This window comes from Hydrogenophaga sp. IBVHS1, from assembly GCF_002127265.1.
Taxonomy (GTDB): domain Bacteria; phylum Pseudomonadota; class Gammaproteobacteria; order Burkholderiales; family Burkholderiaceae_C; genus Hydrogenophaga.
The window spans coordinates 2,865,743-2,885,337 of sequence record NZ_NFUU01000001.1 but is presented as its reverse complement, the minus strand read 5'-3'; the positions used below and the strand labels follow the sequence as shown (position 1 = coordinate 2,885,337).

Below are 19,595 nucleotides of genomic sequence, written 5' to 3'. Positions count from 1 at the left end.
AGCTACATGATGTGCAAGCCACCGTCGACCATCAGCGTGGTCCCGGTGATGAAGGAGGCCTCGCTGGACGCTAGCCACACGATGGGCCAGGCAATCTCTTCCGGCGAGGCCCAGCGCCCGATCAGCGAAGTATCCTTGCGCTCGGTCCTGAGCTGCTCGACGCTCTTGCCCGAGCCCTGCGCGCGGCCGACGTGAAAATCCGTCAGCGTGGAACCGGGGCACACCGCGTTGGCGCGCACGCCGTGCGACGACTCCTCAAACGCGAGGCTGCGCGTGTAGGCCAGTTGCGCGGCCTTGGTCGCGTCGTACAGCGCCATGCCCTTGCGGCCGGTGACCGCGTAACACGACGAGACGTTGACGATGCTGCCCGCGCCCGATTGCCGCAGCGCCGGCAAGGCCGCGGCGCAGTAGTTGGACATGCCCACCAGGTTCACGCCCACCATGGCCTGCCACTCGGCGGGCGTGGCGTCGGCGGCGGCCGAGTAGTTGCGCATGGCGGCGTTGTTTACCAGGATGTCCAGGCCACCGAGCTGCGCGTTGCATTGCTGCACGGCGGCGCGCGCGGCGACCTCGTCGGCCACGTTGGCCGCCACGCACAGCACGCGCGCGCCGGGCAGGGCCTGCACGATGGCTTGGCGGGTGCGCTCCAGCGCCTGGGCGTCGGCATCCACCAGCAGCACGGCCGCGCCTTCGCGACAGAACAGCGTGGCCGCCGCGGCGCCAATGCCGGCACCGCCGCCCGTGATCAGCGCGGTCTTCTCAGCGAGTCGGGGTGCGCTCATGTCGGCTCACTCCGCCTTGGCGCCGGTGTCCTTGATGACCTTGCCCCAGCGCACGATCTCGGTGCCGATCCAGTCGCTGAACTGCTTGGGCGAGCTCGCGACGATTTCGAACTCCATCTCGTGCAGGCGCTTCTGGATGTCGGGCGAGTTGAGAATGCGCACCATCTCCTCGTGGTAGCGGTTGATGATGGCCGGCGGCGTGCCGGCCGGCGCGAGCAGACCGATCCACGAGGTGGCCTCGAAGTCCTTCAGCCCCGACTCGCTGAGAGTCGGGATGTCCGGTGTACTCGGAAAACGTTTCGGGCCGGTGGAGGCCAGCAGCTTGAGACGCCCCTCCTTCACGAAGCCCTGCACGTTGCCGGGCACGAAGAAGCCGGCCTGGATGTTGCCCGCGATCAGATCGGCCACGGCTGGCCCGGCGCCGCGGTAGGGAATGTGCGTCATGCGGAAGTTCGCCCCCGACTTCATCATTTCCATGGTGAGGTGCGAGGCGCTGCCCATGGCCACCGAGCCGTAGGCATACTTGGTCGGGTTGGCCCTGGCCTTGGCGATGAAGTCCTTCACATCGGTGATGCCGGTGGCCGGGTTCACCACCAGGTATTGCGGCGACTTCACCGCCAGCGTGATGGGCGCGAAATCCTTGGTAGGGTCGTACGGCATCTTGTCGAACAGGGTGACGTTGATCGCCAGCGGCCCGTTGTAGCCGATCAGCAGGGTGTGGCCGTCCGGCGCGGCGCGGCTCACCTCGTATGCACCGATGTTGCCCCCCGCACCAGGTTTGTTCTCGACCACAAATGGCTGGCCGAGCGCCTCCTGCAGCTTCGGCCCGATCAGGCGAGCGAGCACGTCGTTGGTGCTGCCGACGATGGGCACGATGATGCGCACCGGCTTGCTGGGCTTCCAGTCGGACGCGCCTTGCGCCCAGGCGGCAGTGGCCGCGCAGGCCCCGAGCGCGACAGCCGCCGCGAGTTTCAGGTGGGTTTTCATAGGTGTCTCCGGTGCTGTCTGTCGTGGGGTGGAAAAGTGAAGTCGCTCAAAGGCTGAAGACCGGTTTTTTCGTCGCGTCGGCGAGCTGCTCGCGTGCCCACGCAACGGGGTCCTGTTCCTTGGGCAGCAGCACTCCGGCGGGGCGCACGTGCTGTGCGCTTGGGTCCAGCGCGGGCGGGGTCTGGCCATCTGCCAAGCCGAGCGCGGCCTCATGCAACATGCGGCGCGCCATCACGATAGCCTTGTCAGTGGGCAGTAGCTTTTCGGCCTCGTGATTCTGGATCGTGCCCATGCTTTCCTGCAGCGAATAGTCCTGCGCGGAGAAGCCGAACACGCCGCTGTAAGAGCGGTCTTCGCGTTGCGCCACGCGGTCCATGCAGTAGTCGTTGTCGCGGTTTTGCTTGGGGATGAAGCTGCCGGGCGCTTCGTATTCGACATGAATGCCCTTACCTTCTTCCATCGCGGTGCGTTCTTCGTCGGTGAGGGGATGGGCAGGCTGCCAGTTGATGCTCCAAGCCCAGCAGCTATGGTCGTCGATCGGCACCCACACATGCCCGCCCAGCGCATGCTCGCCAAACGGCGCGATCAGCGTGAACCAGGGGAACAGCCACTGCGTGATGCGCCAGTAATACGAATCGGGTTCGCCGTTGCGGCGGCCGAACAGACTCAGGCCGAAGGGCGTCTGCTCGATCTCGAACTTCACGTTGCCGTCGGCCTTGATGTAGTCCAGCGCCTTCACTCCCTGGTGCATCGGGTCGGTATCCACCTCGTAGCGGTGCACGTAAGAGACGTGTGCGGTGTCGATGCCGCCTTCCATGGCCTGCAGCCAGTTGCTGTACTGCAGGCGCTTGGAGACATACACATGTTCGGGCGGCAGCGTGCACCACTCCAGCTCGGGCGGTGCGGGCTGCTGATCGGCCGGGCCCATGTAGGTCCACACGATGCCACCGCGCTCCACGCAAGGGTAGCCCTTTATGTGCATGCGCGCGCAAGCCTGAGGCGCGGACGGCACGTCCACACATTGCCCCATGCCGTCGAACTTCACGCCGTGGTAGGCGCAGCGGATGCCGTTGTGCTCGTTGCGGCCGAAGTACAGCGACACGCCTCGGTGCGAGCAGAATTCGCCGATCAGGCAAGCCTTGCCATCGCTATTGCGAAAGGCGAGCAGCTTCTCGCCCAGCAGTTGCACGCGCACCTGCGGCCCGTCGGCTTCGGGGATTTCGCTCGATGCCAGTGCCGGCACCCAGTAGCGGCGCATCAGGTTGCCCATGCGCGTGCCGGGACCGACGCGGGTGAGCGCTTCAGACATTTCCTTGTTCATAGACAGGTCTCCAAAATTGATCGGCATGTCCACTGCATGACATTACAGTCCATTTTACGGACCGATTGAGCTCTGTCAAGTTTTGAATAGTCAGTCCATCAAGTGGACTGGTTGGCGGGTACCATGATAGAAGTGCAACCTTGGGTGGAGTTATGGGACCAACTGAAAAACCGGGCGAGAGTGTCCGGGCCGTGGACAGAGCGCTGGAAATCCTCATGGCGTTCACGGCAACCGACCACCAACTGACAGCGGGTGAGCTGCTCAAGCGGGTGGACCTGAGCCGTCCAACCCTGTACAGGCTGTTGCGCACGCTGGAACACAGCGGGTTCATCGTGTCGTCCGGTGATCCTCAGCGCTTCGAATTAGGTCCCTCGGTGGCGCACCTTGCACACGTGTGGAGCTCCAGTCTTGACATAGCGACCCTGGCGCAACCGATGCTGCGCCGCTTGTGGGACCAGACGGGCGAGACTGTTGCCTTGCTTGTTCACCAGGGCAACAGTCGAATCTGTGTGGCCGAATTGCCCAGCGCACAGCCGCTCAGTTTCAAACGCGGCTTGGGCTATCGGGAAGACGTGACGTTGGGCGCTAGCGGGCGTGCCATCCTTGCCCATGTTCCCACACCCGAAAGCTATCTGAACAAGAGCAGAGAAACCGTCAATGTATTGGCCTATCTCGACAGGCTGCAGCAGATCCGGGAACAGGGGTATGCGATAAGCCGGGACGAATTGATCCAGGGCGCGGTGGCGGTTGCTGTGCCGTTTTTTCTGGGGAACGACAAAGTCATGGGGTCTTTGGCCGTTTTCGGTCCTGGTGTGCGCGTGGACCAAGCGCGTGTCAGCGTATTTGTTACGCTCCTCAAGGAAGAAGCACGGAAACTCTCGCAAGCACTTGGGCAGCGCTAGCTAGCTTCAAGGGGTCGGCCGGGGCGACACTGATTCTCATACACCCAAGTGCTGCTCCAGCAGTTCGGGCTTCGACAGGAGCTCTTCGGAACTGCCTTCAAACACCACCTCGCCCTTGACCAGGATCGCGTTGCGGTCGGTGATCTGGCTGACGTGTTTCCAGTTTTTGTCCACGATGATGCTGCTGATGCCGCTTTCGCGGATCAGACCGCAGATGCGCCAGATCTCGCGCGCGATCAGGGGCGCCAGGCCTTCGGTGGCTTCATCGAGGATCAGCAGGTCGGGGTTGGTCATGAGCGCACGGCCGATGGTGAGCATCTGCTGCTCGCCGCCGCTGAGCTGCTGCCCGCCGTGGTTCAGGCGCTCGGCCAGGCGCGGGAACGTTTCCAGCACGCGCTCGTAGGTCCAGTCGCGCTGTCCCTTGGTGCCGGCACGCGCCGACATCACCAGGTTTTCCCTCACGCTCAGGTTGCCGAAGATGCCACGGCCCTCGGGCACGTAGGCCAGGCCCATGCGGGCGATCTCGAACGTGGGTGCGCCGGTCATGTCGCGGCCTTTCACATGCACCTGGCCGCTACTGGGCTTGACGATGCCCATGATGGATTTGAGCAGCGTGGACTTGCCCATGCCGTTGCGGCCCATCAAGCCAATGGTCTGGCCCTGGCCGACGGTGAAGTCAATGCCGCGCAGGATGTGGCTGGCGCCGTAGTGGGTGTTGAGACCCTTGGCCTCAACCAAGGCGTTCGTCAATGCGCTCATCAATGCTCCTCACCCAGGTAGGCTGCCTGCACGCCGGCATCGCCGCGCACGTCGGCCGGCGTCCCGCTGGCGATCACCTGGCCGTTCACCATCACGGTGAGCTGGTCGGCCAGGGTGAAGACCGCGTCCATGTCGTGTTCGACCAGCATGATGGCGTGGTCCTTTTTCAAGCGCAGCAGCAGCGCCACCATGCTCTCGGCCTCGGCCTGGCCCATGCCGGCCAGGGGTTCGTCGAGCAGCAGCACGGTGGGCTCGGTCGCCAGCGTCATGGCGATCTCCAACTGGCGCTGCTCGCCGTGGCTGGTGGTGCCGGCCACCACGCTGGCGCGATTTGACAGACCGGCGAGTTCGACCGCGCGCTCGCAGCGCTCGTTGACCGCGCCCATGGCGCTGGCCGAGGACACCCAGCGCAGCGGGTTCCACGGCACATGCCGTTCGCGCGACTGTGCGGCCAGGCGCACGTTGTCCCACACGGTGAAGGGCAGGAAGATGTTGGTCTTCTGGTAGCTGCGGCCCAGGCCCAGGCGCGAGATTTTCTCGGGGCTCTTGCCGGCGGTCTCGACGCCGTTGAGCGTGATGCGGCCCGAGGTGGGCGGCAGGTCGCCCGAGAGCAGGTTGGTCAACGTGGACTTGCCGGCGCCGTTGGGGCCGATCACCGCGTGGATACGACCGCGGTGCAAATCGACCGACACGTCGTTGACGGCGGCGAGGCCGCCGAAGCGCTTGGTGAGGTTGCGGGCGGAGAGCAGGAGTTCGCTCATGGCGCACCTCGCTTCTTCGTCATTTGACTGACAAGACCCAGCAGGCCGCGCGGCGCCAACACCACCACCAGCACGATGAAACTGCCCATGAGCAGTTGCCAGTGTTTGGTGAGGTCCTTGAAAAAGTGCATCACGTATTCAAACGCGAAGGCGCCCACGATGGCACCGGCGAAGTTGCCCATGCCCCCGAGGATGACCATCATGATCGCGTGCGCGCTCATGTGGAAACCCATCAGCTCCGGGTTCACATAGCCAGTCTGCGCAGCCCACAGGAATCCCGCCACACCGGCCAACGCACCGGCCAGCGTGAAGGCCGCGAGCTTGTAGCCAAAGGTGCTGTAGCCCACCGCGCGCATGCGGTGCTCGTTCACGCGGATGCCGGCGAGCACACGGCCAAACGGCGAGAACAGCAGTCGGCGCAGGAAGGCATAAACCAGCACCAGCAGCAGCAGCGTGAAGTAGTAGAAGGTGGTCTTGTTTTCCAGGTCGATGCCGGTCCAGCCGAACAGCGAAGCGTCGGGCCGGAAGTTCACATACACCCCGTCGGACCCGCCGAGCGCCTTGTTGTCGAAGAACAGGAAGAACACCATCTGCGCAAACGCCATGGTGACCATGATGAAGTAGATGCCGTGGGTCCGCACCACGAAGAAGCCGATGATGAGCGCGGCCAGCCCTGCGCCCAGTGCCGAGACGGGCAGGGCCCACCACAAGCTGATGGGGGTGTCGGCCGGCGTCAGGAAAGCCAGGGCGTAGCCGGCGAGACCGAAGTAGGCCGCGTGGCCGAGCGACACCAGGCCGCTCACGCCCTGCAACAGATCGAGGCTCATGGCGAAGATTGCCAGGATCATCATTTGCGAGAGCATCTGCTGGTAGAACTCGCCACCCGTGAGCGGGATGAGCGGAAACGCAGCGAGCGCGATGGCGCCCAGCACCAGGACGGCCTGGATGCTGCGTGGCATCTTTTCGAGTTGTGCTTTCGGAGAGCTCATTGTTTGAAGAGCCCTTCGGGCTTGTAGAGCAGCACGAGTGCCATCAACATGTAAACCGCCATGCCCGCGATTTGCGGCACCAGCACCTTGCCGAAGGTGTCGACCAGGCCCACCAGCAGCGCAGCCACCAGTGCACCGCGCACCGAGCCGATGCCACCGATGACCACCACCACAAAACACATGATCAGCACCGAGCTGCCCATGCCGGGGTAGACGCTGGCAATGGGTGAGGCGATCATGCCGGCGATGGCGGCCAGCGCCACGCCCAGCGCAAACACCACGCCGTGGATCAGGCGGATGTTGATGCCCAGCGACTCGGTCATCTCGCGGTTGAAAGCCCCAGCGCGGATCTTCATGCCCAGACGCGTTTTTGAAATCAGCAAATACAGGCCGAGCGCGAGCGCGATGCACACACCCGACATGACCAGTCGGTACACCGGGTAGGAGAGGTTCTCGGTCAGCGGGATCGACCAGTTGAGCATTTCCGGCACCTGCACTGCGTGCACGTCGTCGCCCCAGAGGATGGAGCGCACCTCTTCAAAGATGTAGATCAGGCCGAAGGTGAGCAGCACCTGGTCGAGGTGGTCGCGGTGGTAGAAGTGCCGGAACAGCGACCACTCCAAAAACCACCCGAGGGCCACAGCCAACACCGTTCCCAACACAATGGCCAGCACCAGGCTGTCGAACTGGCCGACCAGGAACCAGGCCATGTACGCGCCCAGCATGTAGAAGCTGCCGTGCGCCAGGTTGACCACACCCATGATCCCGAAGATCAGCGTGAGGCCCGCGGCCAGCATGAACAGCAACAGGCCGTACTGCAGGCTGTTGAGCAACTGGATGAGGAAGTTGGCGAAATCCATGAGTTAAGGAACAAAAGGACGAAGAAAAGCGGCGGAACATCTTTTGGACGAACTCCGCCGCTGGAGGACAACCGGGGCGCGAAAGACTCAACCCATGCGGCAACCCGTGGCGGGATCGGCCACAGCCTTCTGAGCAATGCCGATCACCTTGTTGTCCTTGTTGACCACCTGGCGCAGGTAGATGTCCTGGATCGGGTTGTGGGCCTTGCTCATGGTCCATTTCCCGCGCGGACTGTCGATGGTGGCGCCTTCCAGCGCTGCGTACAGTGCCGGTTTGTTCGACAAGTCGCCTTTGACTGCGTTGGCACCCTTGACGAGCAGCAAGCCCGCGTCGTATCCCTGAACGGCATACACATCGGGCTGCGCCTTGAACGCCTTTACATAGTCGAGGCGGAACTGCTTGTTGCGCGGGATATCCAGCGAGTCGCTGTAGTGCAGCGTGGTGAGAACGCCCTCGGCAGCTTCGCCTGCTGCATCGAGCACGCCCTCGGTCAGGAAGCCCGAGCCGTACAGTGGGATCGTCTTGTTCAGGCCGGCCGCAGCGTAGTCGCGCAGGAACTTGGCTGCACCGCCACCGGCGAAGAAGCAAGCCACGGCGTCGGGCTTGTAAGACGCAATCTCGGTCAACAGCGACTGAAACTCCACGTTGGGAAAGGGCAGGCCGAGCTTCTTGATGATGGTGCCACCGGCTTCGGTGTAGCTCTTTTCGAAACCCTCAAAGGCCTCGTCGCCTGCGGCGTAGTTCCAGGTGATCCACACCGCCTTCTTGTGGCCTCGGTCGACCATGGCCTTGCCCAAAGCCAGGGTAGGCTGGGCGTTGGTGAAGCTGGTTCGAAACACATTGGGCGCACACTGGGCCCGGGTGGCCACGTGCACGCCGGCATTGGGAATGATGTTGAGAACTCCTGTATCGCGTGCGACCTTGTGAATGCCCATCTGCACGCCCGAGTGCACCGAACCCACCAGCACGTCGACCTTGTCACGCATTACCAGGCGGGTCGCGTTCTCGATGCCCTTGGCCGGATTGGATTCGTCATCGACCTTGAAGAACTCCACCTCGCGGCCACCGAGCTTGCCGCCGTTTTGCGCCAGCGCCAGCCGGAAGCCGTTTTCGACGGCGATACCGGGCTGGGCAAAGGTACCTGTGAACGGCAGCATCAGGCCAACCCGCAGATTGCTGGTTTGCGCCTGCGCCCACCGGGGCAACAAAATGCCGCTGGAGGCCGCGCCGATCAGCGCGGCTCCTCGTGTCAAAACAAAGCGCCGTGAGTTCATCTGTGTCTCCTGTTGTGGTGGGATCGGGAAAACATCAGGCAGCGGATTTTTCCGCAACCAGCAACCGATCGATGATGCGGCGGGCTTGCACGCCACCGCCATCGATGTTCAGGCTCAGTAGCTTGCGCCCGGCGTTGCGCTCCAGGTTCTGCTGCTGCATCTCCAGCATCTGGAGGTCCTCGGAGAAAACTTTGCTCAGGCTGGTGCGGATCTGCTCGCTCAACGCCTGGTCCTGCGCATTGAAGTTCCTGGCCATGCCCCAAAAGTACCAGGTCGAGGACTCGGTTTCAGGTGTGATGAAGTCGATGACTGTGCTGGAGGCTTTGACCTTGGGGTCTGCATTGAAGCCGCCCTTGCCCGCGTGCGCCACACCCACATCGATCAGCACATGGCTTGGCGGATAGAAGCGGCAGATTTGCCACCGGTCCACTGGAACATCGTCGGCCAGGTTGTTTCCGCGCAAGCCCGCACGCCAGAATGGCGGCGCCATGATGCCCTCCATGTAACGCTCGGTGATGGCGCAGTCTCCATCCATCCGCGTCTTGGGCGGCGACTCATCGATTTCCTTTTGACCAATTGAGTTCGGGTGCAAGTAAGTCTCGTGAGTCAGGTCCATGAGGTTGTCGATCATGAGCCGGTAATCGCATTTGACGTGGTACAGCCCACCGCTGTAGGCCCACTCGGGGTCATCGGCCCAGGCCAGATGGTGGATCTTGGAGGGGTCGGCCTCTTGCGCATCGCCAGGCCAGACCCAGATGAACCCGTAGCGCTCCACTACGGGATACGTCCGCACGGCGGGGAAGCCGCCCACGCGTTGGCATGGCATGGCAACCGTCTTGCCATCGCAACCCATTTCCAGACCGTGGTAGCCACAAACCAGTTTGCCGTTTTCAACCTTGCCCAGCGACAACGGAGCACCGCGGTGGGGGCAAAAGTCTTCGACAGCGGCCACCTTGTTGTCGGGGCCACGGAAAAACACGATGGACTCGCCGCAAATCTTGCGGCCAAGGGGCTTTCCATCGAGTTCGCTGGGCGTAGCGCCTACATACCACGTGTTTTTGGGAAACATGATTCGTTCTCTCCTATAAGTACTAAGGATTCGGGCAGGCTTGTGGAGTCAGCCCTTGGGTGGATCAAGCACACCTACGTTCTGATAGATGTGTTTGATCTCGGTGAAATCGATCAACGCGTCAAAGCCGTGGAGACGGCCCAAGCCACTGCGGCGATAGCCGCCGGTCTCCGCTTCAGCGCACAGCTTGTTGTGGTCGTTGATCCAAACGGTGCCGTTGCGCAGCGCTCGAGCGATACGCCAGGCGCGCGCGCCCTGCTCGGTCCAGACACTCGCGGACAACCCGAACTCGGTGTGATTGGCCCGCGCCACCGCTTCGGTTTCGGTTTCAAACTTTTCCAGCACGACCAAGGGGCCGAAAATCTCCTCTTGGACAAAAGATGCACTGGCATCCCGGTGCGCGACCAAGGTGGGCGAGACAAACCCGCCAAGCCGCAGGTTTCCGCCGAGACGCTGACCGCGCAGGATCACTTCGTCTGCGTCGTCCATCGCCTGCTCGATGCGACGTTGCACCAACTCAGTGGTAGAGAGATCGATCAAGGGACCCATCTGGGCGCCCGGGGTATTTCCGGGCGCCACTTTGATTGCCGCCAGTGCATTGGCCAGCGCTTTTTTCATCGCCTCATAGCGTGACGCGTGAACCAACACCCGGCGCGCCGCCGTGCATTGCTGACCAGAGATGACCGTCGCAGCGGCAGCCAGTTGAGGCGCGATGTGGTCGATATCGGCATCTTCAAAAACCAGGCAGCATGACTTGCCACCCAGTTCGAGCGACAGTTTCTTCATAGTGGGAGCAGCGGCGGCCATGATGCGCTGCCCCGTCAGGTTGGAGCCCGTGAAGCTGACCACATCCACCTCTGGCGAGGAGGTGAGCAACTGCGCCACGTCGTGGCCTTGCTCACTCACCAGGTTCACCACACCGGGCGGCAGTCCAGTCACGTCGGCCAGTTCCCTGATCACCGCAGCGGTGATGAGTGCGGACTGCGGTGCAGGCTTGACCACGCAAGTACAGCCAGCGGCCAACGCGGGGGTGATCGACCGGATAAGCAGGATCACGGGAGCGTTCCAAGGGACGATGATGCCGGCGACGCCGGCCGGCTCTTTCAGCATCGTGGAAAATACGCCGGGTTCCACCTCGAGCACGTGGCCTGGTATGTGCCGGGCCAGACCCGCGTAGTAACGGATCTCCGAGATGGCTCCCATCAGCTCACCCCGCGATTGCGCGATCACCTTGCCATTCTCTTGCGTTAGCAGTTGGGCCAGTGCTTCAGCCTTGTGCTCTAGCCGGCTTGCCCATTCGTTCATCACGTTCTGCCGCAGCCGCGGCGACTGGGCCCACGTGGGCTTTTCAAAGGCTCTGCGTGCAGCCGAAATGGCCGCCTCTGCGTCTGCCCGGGTGGCAGCGCTGAAGCAACCGATCTGGCTGCCGTTGGCCGGGTCCAGGCTGGGCACTTCGAGGCCCTGGCTGGCGGGCATCCACCGGCCATCGATCAAGAGTTCTGCTGTGGCGTGCATAGGAGTGCTCAATGTGTGACCGATCCGCCATCAACCACAATCACCTGACCGGTGACAAAGTCACTGTCGGCGCTGGCGAGGTAGATCAAGGTGCCGGTCAGGTCGTCGGGTACCTGATCACGCTTGATGCAGCGGGACGAAACGATGCCTGAAGCGATTGAGCCTTGCCAGTCGGGATTTGCGCTGACATTGGCGCTCAGGGTCAGGCCCGGCGCCAGTGTATTGACGCAGATATTGTCGTTACCCAATTCACGCGCCAGACAGCGCGCCATCGCCACCACGGCGCCCTTGGAGGTGACGTAGTGCAGGAAGAGCGGCGTGCCCTTGAAAACCGTGCCGGAGGCGATGTTGATGATCTTGCCGTAGCGCTGCTGACGCATCACGGGGCTGACCGCTCTGGCGCACTCGAAGGAGCCGCGCACGTTGACGGACATCACCTTGTCCCACTCGGTCGACTCGATCTGCTCGAACGGCTTGAGGGCAAGGTTGCCGAAAATTGCGGCGTTGTTGACCAGCACGTCAATGCGGCCGAACGCCTGAAGTGCGGACCCAACCATCTTCTCCACCGATTCGCGGGACGTCACGTCTGTGTGGACAAACACCGCCCGGCCACCCTTCTCAATGATCTGGTTGACCACCCCGGTGGCGTCCAGCACATCGGCACAGACCACGGAGGCACCTTCTTGAGCCAATGCACGAGCGTATGTCTCTCCGATACCTTGCGCCGCGCCGGTCACGATCGCAACCCGGTTGGCCAGCCGTGGGGTGTTTTCTTTGGGCAGTTGATTCATGGAGTGTCTTTATGTCTTGGTAGTTTTTGTGTGCTTTTCGATCAAGGCCCGGGCTGTTGACAAAAGATCGCGACCATCGAAGCCGCGGCTCTCCATGTCCTTGACCCATTCGACCTCTACCTGGCTTGCTGCGCGCCTGAACTCTTGGGCTTCGACCTGCCCGAAGTTATGGGTCACGTTGCCGCGTGCCTCCACCAACTTGCGGGCAGGGTCGTCGCCACATTGGTGGGCGCGCCCCAAGGACGCAGAAGCGGTTATGCCCGAGTTGGGGTCCAGCACCTTCCGGACATCTGGCGGCAGGGACTCGTACTTCCGTTTGTTTGTTGCCGTCACGAATGTCGTGGTGTAGAGCGCGCCACTGCCTGGATCGAACTGACTGTGAAACTTCGTTAATTCGTGCACCTTTACGGAGGGAACGACATCCCAAGGGATCACGCAACCGTCGAGAGGCCCCTTTTGCAGTGCGTCGGGAATCTTGGGCAGCGGCATGCCCACAGCATTGGCGCCGAGGTATCCCAGCATCTTCGTAGTTTGTCTGGTTGGACCGCGCATTTTCAGGCCGCGCAAGTCGTACGGAGCCTCAAAGAGGCGGTCGCGGGTGTGGAGCATCCCCGGCCTATGAACCTGCACTGCAATGGGATGCACTTCCTTGTGTTCGTTGGACGCTTTTGTCTTGATGAACTCCCAGAAAGCCTTGGAAGTAGCCTCGGCGTTGGTCGTCATGAACGGCAGGACAAACACCTCGCTGCAAGGAAAGCCTCCAGGTGAATAGCCGGTCAGTGTCCAAACGATGTCAGCCACGCCATCCCGTGCCTGGTCGTATGGCTGCACAGGCGCGCCATCAAGCTGCATCGCGGGGTACGCCTCAAACCGGATGCGCCCATCTGATTCCCGTTGCACCTTTTCCATCCATACCTTGTTCATGCTGACCCATACGTTGGACATGGGAGACATGAAAGTGTGAAATCGCAAAGTGATCGACTGCTGAGCAAAGCCTGTCAGCGAGGGAGCGCCCAAGGCCATCCCTACTGCCAACTGAACGATGGTTCTGCGGTTGATCATTTGGTGAATTGAGGAGAAGGCGTGAGTACCTAGGAAGTGAGACTTGATCCAGTTCGCAATCCGGATTGTCCGTCTGGTGATTATGTTGTTCATTCTACGGTTATGTTCACTCCACGAAATCAGGGTAAACACTGGGGGCGTCGTGAGCGGTTACCAAAATGACCTTCGATGTTGTTAGGCTGGGTCGGCACGAAACATCCGGCGCTATCGCCAAATCCACAAGATCACGACGAGAACCGCAAGGACCGAGTCCTCATGTGCGCCACAGCCAAGCACCAGCGTGCAGGCCGTGGGATGTGTGGAGTCCTCGGACCTGCTCGTGCTAGATGACCAGTCTCTGGCCCGGCGCATCGCCGACATCAGCGACGAACTCCTCTATGCCATCGTTCACCAGCGCTACAACCTGCGCCGCGCCATCGTCATCACCTCAAATCTTTTGGTGCAGGACCTGAGCAAGTACCTGGCTGACGTCACCATGGCCACCACCATCCTTGATCGACTGATACACCGCTGCTCGACGCTGGGGTTCGAAGGCAAGAGCTACCGTCTGAAGCAGTCCGCCTCACGAATCGCGATCGCACCCGAACAGTCGGAATTCGAACGACTTTGTTAGCGCAGTTTGGGTTGACCATAGGAGGAGACTGTCAAATTTAAGAAGTCACTCGCTCAGCGTGGAGTTCAGCAGGTAAATCGTGCGAAGCAAGGCCTCGGGACTGGCAATTCCCTTGCCGGCGATGTCCATGGCACTTCCATGCCCGACACTGGACAGCACGACGTTGCCTCCCACGCTGAGGGCACTTGCGGCGTGGGGCGCCAGCAACTTGATTGGAATGTGACCCTGGTCGTGGAAGACGGCCACATAGAGATCGTGCTGCCTGTTTGCCAACAGCGTGTCTGCACCTGTGGGCCCACTGACATGGTGGCCTGCTGAGCGCAGCTGCGCCACCGCAGGCACCATCAAGCGAGCGTCCTCCGGTCCGAAAAGCTCACCTTCGGATGCGTGTGGATTGATACCGAACATGCCGATGCGAGGCGTTTCCACGCCCAGCCGCTGACACGCGACGATGCCTGCCTGAGTGGCGCGCACGATCAGGTCGGTGCTCAGACGATCAAGTGCTGTTTGAACGCTCTCGTGGAGCGTGACGTGCACGATGCGTAAGCCCGCCCCCACCAGCATCAAGAAAACGGAGTCGGCAGATTGGCCGCACACACGCGCCACAAGAGAGGGGTACCCGCTGAACGCTATACCTGCCTGCGTGATCGCTGTCTCGTGGTGAGGACAGGCGATCACGGCGTCGAACTCGCCAGCCTGCGCAGCCTGAATGGCCGCCGTAGCGCTGGCCACCGACGAGGCGCCAGCGGCCGCGTCGATGCGACCAGGTACAGCTGCAGCCGGATCGAGGGCGCCTACCTCGTTGCAACGAACACCATCTAGCATCCCGCTAAGGTTCAATTGCTCGGCGCAGCGGCGCAGCACCGAATTCGGGCCGAACAGCGTGATACGGTCGCGCTCAGACTCTGTCAGAGTGGCAAGTGCCTTTAGCGTGATCTCCGGTCCGATGCCGTTCGGATCGCCGATCGAGATGGCCAGGCGCGCAAGGCCGCTCATGCAGCCTTTGGTTTATGTTTGGCAATGAGCGCCTTTGCGCCAGCCAAGAGCTTGGCACCGTCCTGCCCGCGCTTGTCCATCTCCTGGACCCATTCGCTGGCGATGGTGCCAGTCAGTTTGACAAACTCGCTGGTTTCCGATTCGCTGAACACGTGTACCTTGTTGCCTCGATCGGTCGCCATCTTGCGACTGATGGGGTCATGATCTTGTTGCACCTTGCCGAACCAAGCCGAGGTTTCCAGGCCCGAGTTGTCGTCGATCACCTTTTTGATATCCGGAGGCAACGATGTATATTTTCTTTTGTTCATCACCATCACAAACGCCGTGTTGTAAAGAGCTGGCTTGCCGGGCGCGAACTCGCTGTGGTGCTGAACAAGCTCATGCACCTTGACCGAAGGAATCACTTCCCAAGGCAAGGCTGCGCCGTCAATGACGCCTTTGGACAGCGCGTCTGGAATCTGTGGCAGCGGCATGCCTACCGCGGATGCTCCTGCTGCTGCGAGCAACTTAGTCGCTTGGCGGGTCGGCCCTCGCATCTTCAGGCCGCGCAGGTCGGAAGCGCTGTTGATGGCCTTGCTTTTCGAGTGCAGCACTCCTGGACCATGGGTATGAAAAGCGAGTGGTTGGACGTCCTTGAACTCATCGCTGGCGTGGGTTTCGAGGTACTCCCAGGCGGCACGCGACGCTCCGATGCCGTCCATGGTCATGAACGGCAGTTCGAACACTTCGGTCCGAGGGAATCGACCGGGGGTAAGTCCAGCCAAAGTCCATACGATATCGACAACACCATCCCGTGCCTGGTCGAAAAGTTGACTTGGTGAGCCCCCCAGCTGCATGGCAGGAAAGCCCTCGAAGCGGATACGTCCGCCCGAGTCGTTCTCCACTTTCGACATCCATGCCTTGTGTGCATTGAGATAGACATTCGAGGTCGGCGCCATGAAGGTATGGAACTTCAGGGTTACCACTTGCTGGGCGAAGACGCCAAGGGTGGGGGCTCCAAGGGAAGCGGCTGCCGCCGCCGATTTGATGAGGGTTCTGCGTTGCATCATGAGGTTGTCTCCTGGATTGAAGGGAAAGGCGGGTCCGGCCCCCTGGGCGGTGCTGGCTTCTTGTAGTACTGGTGATCAAGCAGGGCTTGCCTGCGAAACGAATTTAGTGACGAGGTAGCCGTCGAAGGTTTCGCTGCCGCCTTCGCTGCCGATGCCGCTGTCCTTCACGCCACCGAACGGCGTCTCGGCCAGCGTGATGCCGAAATGGTTCACGTTGACCATGCCCACCTCGAGGCCGTTGACCATGCGCTCCGAGGTCTTGATGGAGCCGGTGAAAACGAAACCGGTGAGGCCGAAGGGCAGGGCGTTGGCGCGCTTCAATACCTCGTCGGTGTCCTTGAAGCGCGTGATCGGCGCGACCGGACCGAAGGGTTCTTCGACCATCAGGCGCGCGTCGTCGGGAATGTCGGTGAGGATGGTGGGCGGGTAGAAGTAGCCAGGGCCAGCGAGCCGCGTGCCGCCGCTGGCCAGCTTCGCGCCACGCTCCAGCGCATCGGCCACCAAGCCTTCCATGGCATCGACCCTGCGCAGGTGCGCCAGGGGGCCCATCTGCGTGTCCTTGTCAATGCCGTCGCCCACCTTCAAGCCACCGTAGGCTTTCGTGAAGGTGTCGAGAAAGCGGTCGTACACCTTCTCCTGCACGAAGAAGCGGCTGGGTGCAATGCACAGCTGCCCCGCGTTGCGCGCCTTGAAACGCGCCAGCAGATGGGCCGCGTCGTCCACGTCGGCGTCGTCGAACACCACCACCGGCGAGTGCCCGCCCAGCTCCATGCTGATGCGCTTCATGTGCAGGCCGGCGAGCGACGCCAGCTGCTTGCCCACCGGCACCGAGCCGGTGAACGATACCTTGCGCGAGATCGGCGAGCGGATCAGGTGGTCCGACACCTCGGCCGGCACACCCCACACCACGTTGAGCACGCCCGGGGGCAGACCCGCGTCGTGGAACATGCGCGCGAGCGCGATCACCGCGCCCGGCGAATCCTCTGGCCCCTTCAGCACAAGCGTGCAACCCGCGCCGATCGCCGCCACCATCTTGCGGATGGCCTGGTTAAACGGAAAGTTCCAGGGCGTGAAGGCCACGCACACACCCACGGGCTCGCGCAGCACCAGCTGGCGCACGTGGGGCAGGCGTGCGGGGATCACGCGGCCATAGATGCGGCGGCATTCTTCGGCGTGCCACTCTGCGTGTTCGGCACAGGTGGTCACCTCCAGCAGCGCCTCGCTCAGCGGCTTGCCCTGGTCGAGAGTGATCTGGCGGGCGATCTGCGGTGCGCGTTCGCGCGTGAGCTCGGCCACGCGGCGCAGCACCTTCGAGCGCTCGAGCGGCGAACTCTTGCGCCAGCTCTCGAAGGCGCGTTGCGCCGCGTTCAGTGCGCGGTCAAGGTCGTCGCGGCGCGCGTGCGGCAACGAGCCGATCACCTCGCCGTTGGCGGGGTTGATGATGTCCTGGTGTTGGCGGTCGCCGCCTTCGATGAATTCGCCATCGATGTAGAGGAAAGGCTTGCCGTATGCGGTGTCGGTCATGGTGAGTCAACCGATCAGATGAATACCGAGCCACCGTCGACGGCGATGGTCTGGCCGGTGATGAAGCCCGCGCCGTCGCTGGCTAGGAAGAGCAGGGCGCCCACCAGGTCTTCAGGCACCTGGTCGCGCTGCAGCGAGCGGCTGGTCTTGCGCACCACGTCGCCCATCTTGCTGTGCAGGTCGTTGTCGAGCACACCGTCGCTCAGCGTGAAGCCCGGGGCAATGGCGTTGACGGTGATGTCGTCCTTGCCGAGTTCGCGGGCTAGCGAGCGCGTGAACGCGATCACCGCGCCCTTGCTGGCCACGTAGTGCAGCATGTTGGGCGTGCCCTTGATCGGCGTGGTGGACGCGATGTTCACGATGCGGCCGAACCCGTTCTTGCGCATTTCGGGCACGACCGCTTTGGCGCACACGAAAGGCCCCAGGGTGTTGACCTCCATCACCCGCATCCACTCGGCGTCGCTGATCTGGTCGAACGGTTTGAGCGTGAGCGTGGTGAACAGGCCGGCGTTGTTCACCAGCACGTCGAGCCGGCCGAACGCCTTCACGGCCTGTTCGACCATGCCCGCCACGTCGGCGGGCTTGACCACATCGGTCTGCGTGCCGATAGCCTTCAGGCCCTGGGCACTGAGGCGTTCGGCCGCTTCGACGGCACCGCGCAGGTCGGCGATGACGACCTGGTGGCCCGCGCGCGCGAGGGCTTCGGAGAAGGCGAAACCGATGCCGCTGGCGCCGCCAGTGACCGCGATGACCCGGGATGCTGCTGTCATGTGTTGTCTCTTTCTGTGGGAAGGTGTGGATGTCGAATGGGACTGAGGGAGCTCAGGTCGGTGCTAGCACCGGCGCGAGGGCCGTGCGCGCGCGCATGTGGGCGGCAGGGTCGTTGAGGGATTCGACGGCGCTGAGTTGATCGCCGCGGTAGCGCAGCACCGAAAAGCGGCCGCTGGCCGGATCGCCCTCGATGTCGCTGCGGTCGCCCGGCGCGGCCAGGCCGGCCATCTGCAGCCGGCAAGGGCCTTGCTCGCTCCAGAACCAGGGCACCTTGGCGTACGGCAGGGGTTGACCGCACAGGCGCGCGGCGATGCAGCGCGCCTGGTCAACGGCGTTCTGTACCGACTCGATGCGCACGCGGGAGCCGCCATCGGCCGCGAACGGAAAGTTCGCGCAGTCGCCGAGCGCGGAGATGGCGGCGTCGCTGGTGAGCAGCAGCTCGTCGACCTCGATGCCATTGCCCACCGCCAGCCCGGCGTCGCGCGCCAGCTGGTCGTTGGGCGTGACGCCTACCGCGATAACGATGAGGTCGGCGACGATGCGGCCACCGCCGAGCAGGCGCAGGCCGGTGGCGCGGCCGTCCTCGCCTTCGATGGCGTCGAGCTGCGTGTTCAGGTGGAATTGCGTGCCCTGGGCTTCGTGGAAGGCTTGCAGGTGTCGCGCCATGGGCTCGGAGAGGGCGCGCAGCAGGGGCCGTGCCGTGGCCTCGATCACGTGCATCGGCAGGCCCTGGCCGCGCGCCACGGCCGCGAGTTCCAAGCCAATGAAGCCGGCGCCGACCACGGCCACCGAGCGCGCGCGGGCCAGTTGCTCTCGGATGCGCCGCGCGTCCTCCAGACCGCGCAGCACGTGCACGCCGGACAACCCCGCTCCGGGCACGCACAGGGTGCGCGCGGTCGCGCCGGTGGCCAGCACCAGGTGGTCGTAGGGCAGGGTCTGGCCGCTGGAGAGGTGCACGCCACGCGCCGCGCGGTCGATGCGCGCCACGCGCGTGCCGCCGAGCACGCGGGCATCGATGCGCTGGTAGAACGGGGGCGGGCGCAGCAGCAGGCCGGTGTCGTCCACCTTGCCTTGAAGGAAGGCCTTGGACAGCGGGGGGCGCTGGTAAGGCAGGCCGGGCTCGTCGCCGACCAGGGTGATGGGATCGGCATAATCCGAATCGCGCAGCGAGGCCGCGAGCTGGAAGCCGCCCTGCCCGGTGCCGACGATGACGGTGCCGTGGGCCATCAGACCTGCCGCTCCGGGATGTGCACGATCAGCTGGTCCACGCCGGGCGCCAGCGCGAGCTGGCAGCCCAACCGGCTGTGTTCGCGGCGCTCGCCCGCGGCGCTGGCCAGCATTTCGTCCTCGACGTCGCTGATGGGCGGCAGGAAGCCGATCGAGGCCGGGTCCACGTACACGTGGCAGGTGGCGCACATGGCGGAGCCGCCGCACTCGGCGACGATGCCGGGAATGCCGTGGCCGACAGCGGTCATCATGACGGTAGCGCCGGGACTGGCGGGCACGGCTTCTCGGGAGCCGTCGGGTTGTACGTAGACGATCTGGGGCATCGTGGGTTTCTCTCTTCTA

19 protein-coding genes and 1 pseudogene are annotated in these 19,595 nt (G+C 63.1%); 2 read left to right on the top strand and 18 right to left on the bottom strand.

Annotation, left to right across the window (positions count from 1 at the left end; all coding sequences use genetic code 11):
* Positions 1-2: 2 nt before the first annotated feature.
* Genes CAP37_RS13960 through CAP37_RS13950 form a run of 3 tightly spaced genes read right to left on the bottom strand, consistent with a single transcriptional unit; the run spans position 3 to position 3,090 of the window.
* On the bottom strand, positions 3-782 hold the full coding sequence (locus tag CAP37_RS13960; RefSeq protein WP_056272130.1) for an SDR family NAD(P)-dependent oxidoreductase: 780 nt from the start codon (positions 780-782) through the stop codon (positions 3-5).
* A gap of 6 nt (positions 783-788) precedes the next feature.
* Entirely contained in the window at positions 789-1,769 is a 981-nt protein-coding gene (locus CAP37_RS13955) for a tripartite tricarboxylate transporter substrate binding protein (RefSeq protein ID WP_086124704.1), read from the bottom strand.
* 46 nt (positions 1,770-1,815) lie between these two features.
* Positions 1,816-3,090 (bottom strand): aromatic ring-hydroxylating dioxygenase subunit alpha, encoded by a 1,275-nt coding sequence (locus CAP37_RS13950; RefSeq protein WP_056272119.1) that lies wholly within the window; start codon positions 3,088-3,090, stop codon positions 1,816-1,818.
* A gap of 152 nt (positions 3,091-3,242) precedes the next feature.
* Between CAP37_RS13950 and CAP37_RS13945 the strand changes: the two genes are divergently transcribed.
* Complete coding sequence (locus tag CAP37_RS13945; RefSeq protein WP_086124703.1) at positions 3,243-3,992, top strand: IclR family transcriptional regulator; 750 nt, start codon at positions 3,243-3,245, stop codon at positions 3,990-3,992.
* A 36-nt stretch (positions 3,993-4,028) separates the two neighbouring features.
* On the opposite strand, the gene CAP37_RS13940 is transcribed toward CAP37_RS13945, so the two are convergent.
* The 9 genes from CAP37_RS13940 to CAP37_RS13900 form a co-directional block, all read right to left on the bottom strand.
* Positions 4,029-4,751 carry an ABC transporter ATP-binding protein gene (locus CAP37_RS13940; protein WP_370870142.1) on the bottom strand — a complete coding sequence of 241 codons (723 nt, stop codon included), beginning with the start codon at positions 4,749-4,751 and terminating at the stop codon, positions 4,029-4,031.
* Positions 4,751-5,512, bottom strand: coding sequence for an ABC transporter ATP-binding protein (locus CAP37_RS13935; RefSeq protein WP_086124702.1), 762 nt, complete (start codon positions 5,510-5,512; stop codon positions 4,751-4,753). The genes CAP37_RS13940 and CAP37_RS13935 overlap by 1 nt, the downstream gene beginning before the upstream one ends.
* Positions 5,509-6,501 (bottom strand): branched-chain amino acid ABC transporter permease, encoded by a 993-nt coding sequence (locus CAP37_RS13930; protein WP_086124701.1) that lies wholly within the window; start codon positions 6,499-6,501, stop codon positions 5,509-5,511. The genes CAP37_RS13935 and CAP37_RS13930 overlap by 4 nt, the downstream gene beginning before the upstream one ends.
* On the bottom strand, positions 6,498-7,361 hold the full coding sequence (locus tag CAP37_RS13925) for a branched-chain amino acid ABC transporter permease (RefSeq protein WP_086124700.1): 864 nt from the start codon (positions 7,359-7,361) through the stop codon (positions 6,498-6,500). Before CAP37_RS13925 ends, CAP37_RS13930 begins: the two co-directional genes overlap by 4 nt.
* Positions 7,362-7,448: 87 nt before the next feature.
* Positions 7,449-8,636 carry an ABC transporter substrate-binding protein gene (locus CAP37_RS13920; protein ID WP_056272102.1) on the bottom strand — a complete coding sequence of 396 codons (1,188 nt, stop codon included), beginning with the start codon at positions 8,634-8,636 and terminating at the stop codon, positions 7,449-7,451.
* A gap of 34 nt (positions 8,637-8,670) precedes the next feature.
* Positions 8,671-9,705 (bottom strand): aromatic ring-hydroxylating dioxygenase subunit alpha, encoded by a 1,035-nt coding sequence (locus tag CAP37_RS13915; RefSeq protein ID WP_056272099.1) that lies wholly within the window; start codon positions 9,703-9,705, stop codon positions 8,671-8,673.
* Positions 9,706-9,753: 48 nt separating this feature from the next.
* The gene (locus CAP37_RS13910) at positions 9,754-11,220 is read right to left on the bottom strand and encodes an aldehyde dehydrogenase family protein (protein WP_056272096.1); all 1,467 of its coding nucleotides are present in this window, start codon (positions 11,218-11,220) and stop codon (positions 9,754-9,756) included.
* Between the two features lie 8 nt (positions 11,221-11,228).
* The gene (locus tag CAP37_RS13905) at positions 11,229-12,011 is read right to left on the bottom strand and encodes an SDR family NAD(P)-dependent oxidoreductase (RefSeq protein WP_056272093.1); all 783 of its coding nucleotides are present in this window, start codon (positions 12,009-12,011) and stop codon (positions 11,229-11,231) included.
* Between the two features lie 9 nt (positions 12,012-12,020).
* A complete protein-coding gene (locus CAP37_RS13900; RefSeq protein WP_086125001.1) occupies positions 12,021-13,073 on the bottom strand; it encodes a TRAP transporter substrate-binding protein in 1,053 nt (350 codons plus the stop codon).
* A 310-nt stretch (positions 13,074-13,383) separates the two neighbouring features.
* Here CAP37_RS13900 and CAP37_RS13895 point away from each other — a divergent pair.
* Positions 13,384-13,686 (top strand): annotated as a pseudogene (locus CAP37_RS13895) (ATP-binding protein); the annotation flags it as partial.
* A gap of 45 nt (positions 13,687-13,731) precedes the next feature.
* On the opposite strand, the gene CAP37_RS13890 reads toward CAP37_RS13895, so the two are convergent.
* From CAP37_RS13890 to CAP37_RS13865, 6 genes are all read right to left on the bottom strand, one after another.
* A complete protein-coding gene (locus CAP37_RS13890; protein WP_056272090.1) occupies positions 13,732-14,682 on the bottom strand; it encodes a PdxA family protein in 951 nt (316 codons plus the stop codon).
* The gene (locus CAP37_RS13885) at positions 14,679-15,731 is read right to left on the bottom strand and encodes a TRAP transporter substrate-binding protein (RefSeq protein WP_056272088.1); all 1,053 of its coding nucleotides are present in this window, start codon (positions 15,729-15,731) and stop codon (positions 14,679-14,681) included. The genes CAP37_RS13890 and CAP37_RS13885 overlap by 4 nt, the downstream gene beginning before the upstream one ends.
* A gap of 75 nt (positions 15,732-15,806) precedes the next feature.
* The gene (locus tag CAP37_RS13880; protein ID WP_086124698.1) at positions 15,807-17,255 is read right to left on the bottom strand and encodes an NAD-dependent succinate-semialdehyde dehydrogenase; all 1,449 of its coding nucleotides are present in this window, start codon (positions 17,253-17,255) and stop codon (positions 15,807-15,809) included.
* A gap of 14 nt (positions 17,256-17,269) precedes the next feature.
* Positions 17,270-18,025 (bottom strand): SDR family NAD(P)-dependent oxidoreductase, encoded by a 756-nt coding sequence (locus CAP37_RS13875; RefSeq protein WP_056272082.1) that lies wholly within the window; start codon positions 18,023-18,025, stop codon positions 17,270-17,272.
* A gap of 52 nt (positions 18,026-18,077) precedes the next feature.
* A complete protein-coding gene (locus tag CAP37_RS13870) occupies positions 18,078-19,253 on the bottom strand; it encodes an NAD(P)/FAD-dependent oxidoreductase (RefSeq protein ID WP_086124697.1) in 1,176 nt (391 codons plus the stop codon).
* On the bottom strand, positions 19,253-19,576 hold the full coding sequence (locus CAP37_RS13865) for a 2Fe-2S iron-sulfur cluster-binding protein (RefSeq protein ID WP_056272074.1): 324 nt from the start codon (positions 19,574-19,576) through the stop codon (positions 19,253-19,255). The genes CAP37_RS13870 and CAP37_RS13865 overlap by 1 nt, the downstream gene beginning before the upstream one ends.
* Positions 19,577-19,595 lie beyond the last annotated feature (19 nt).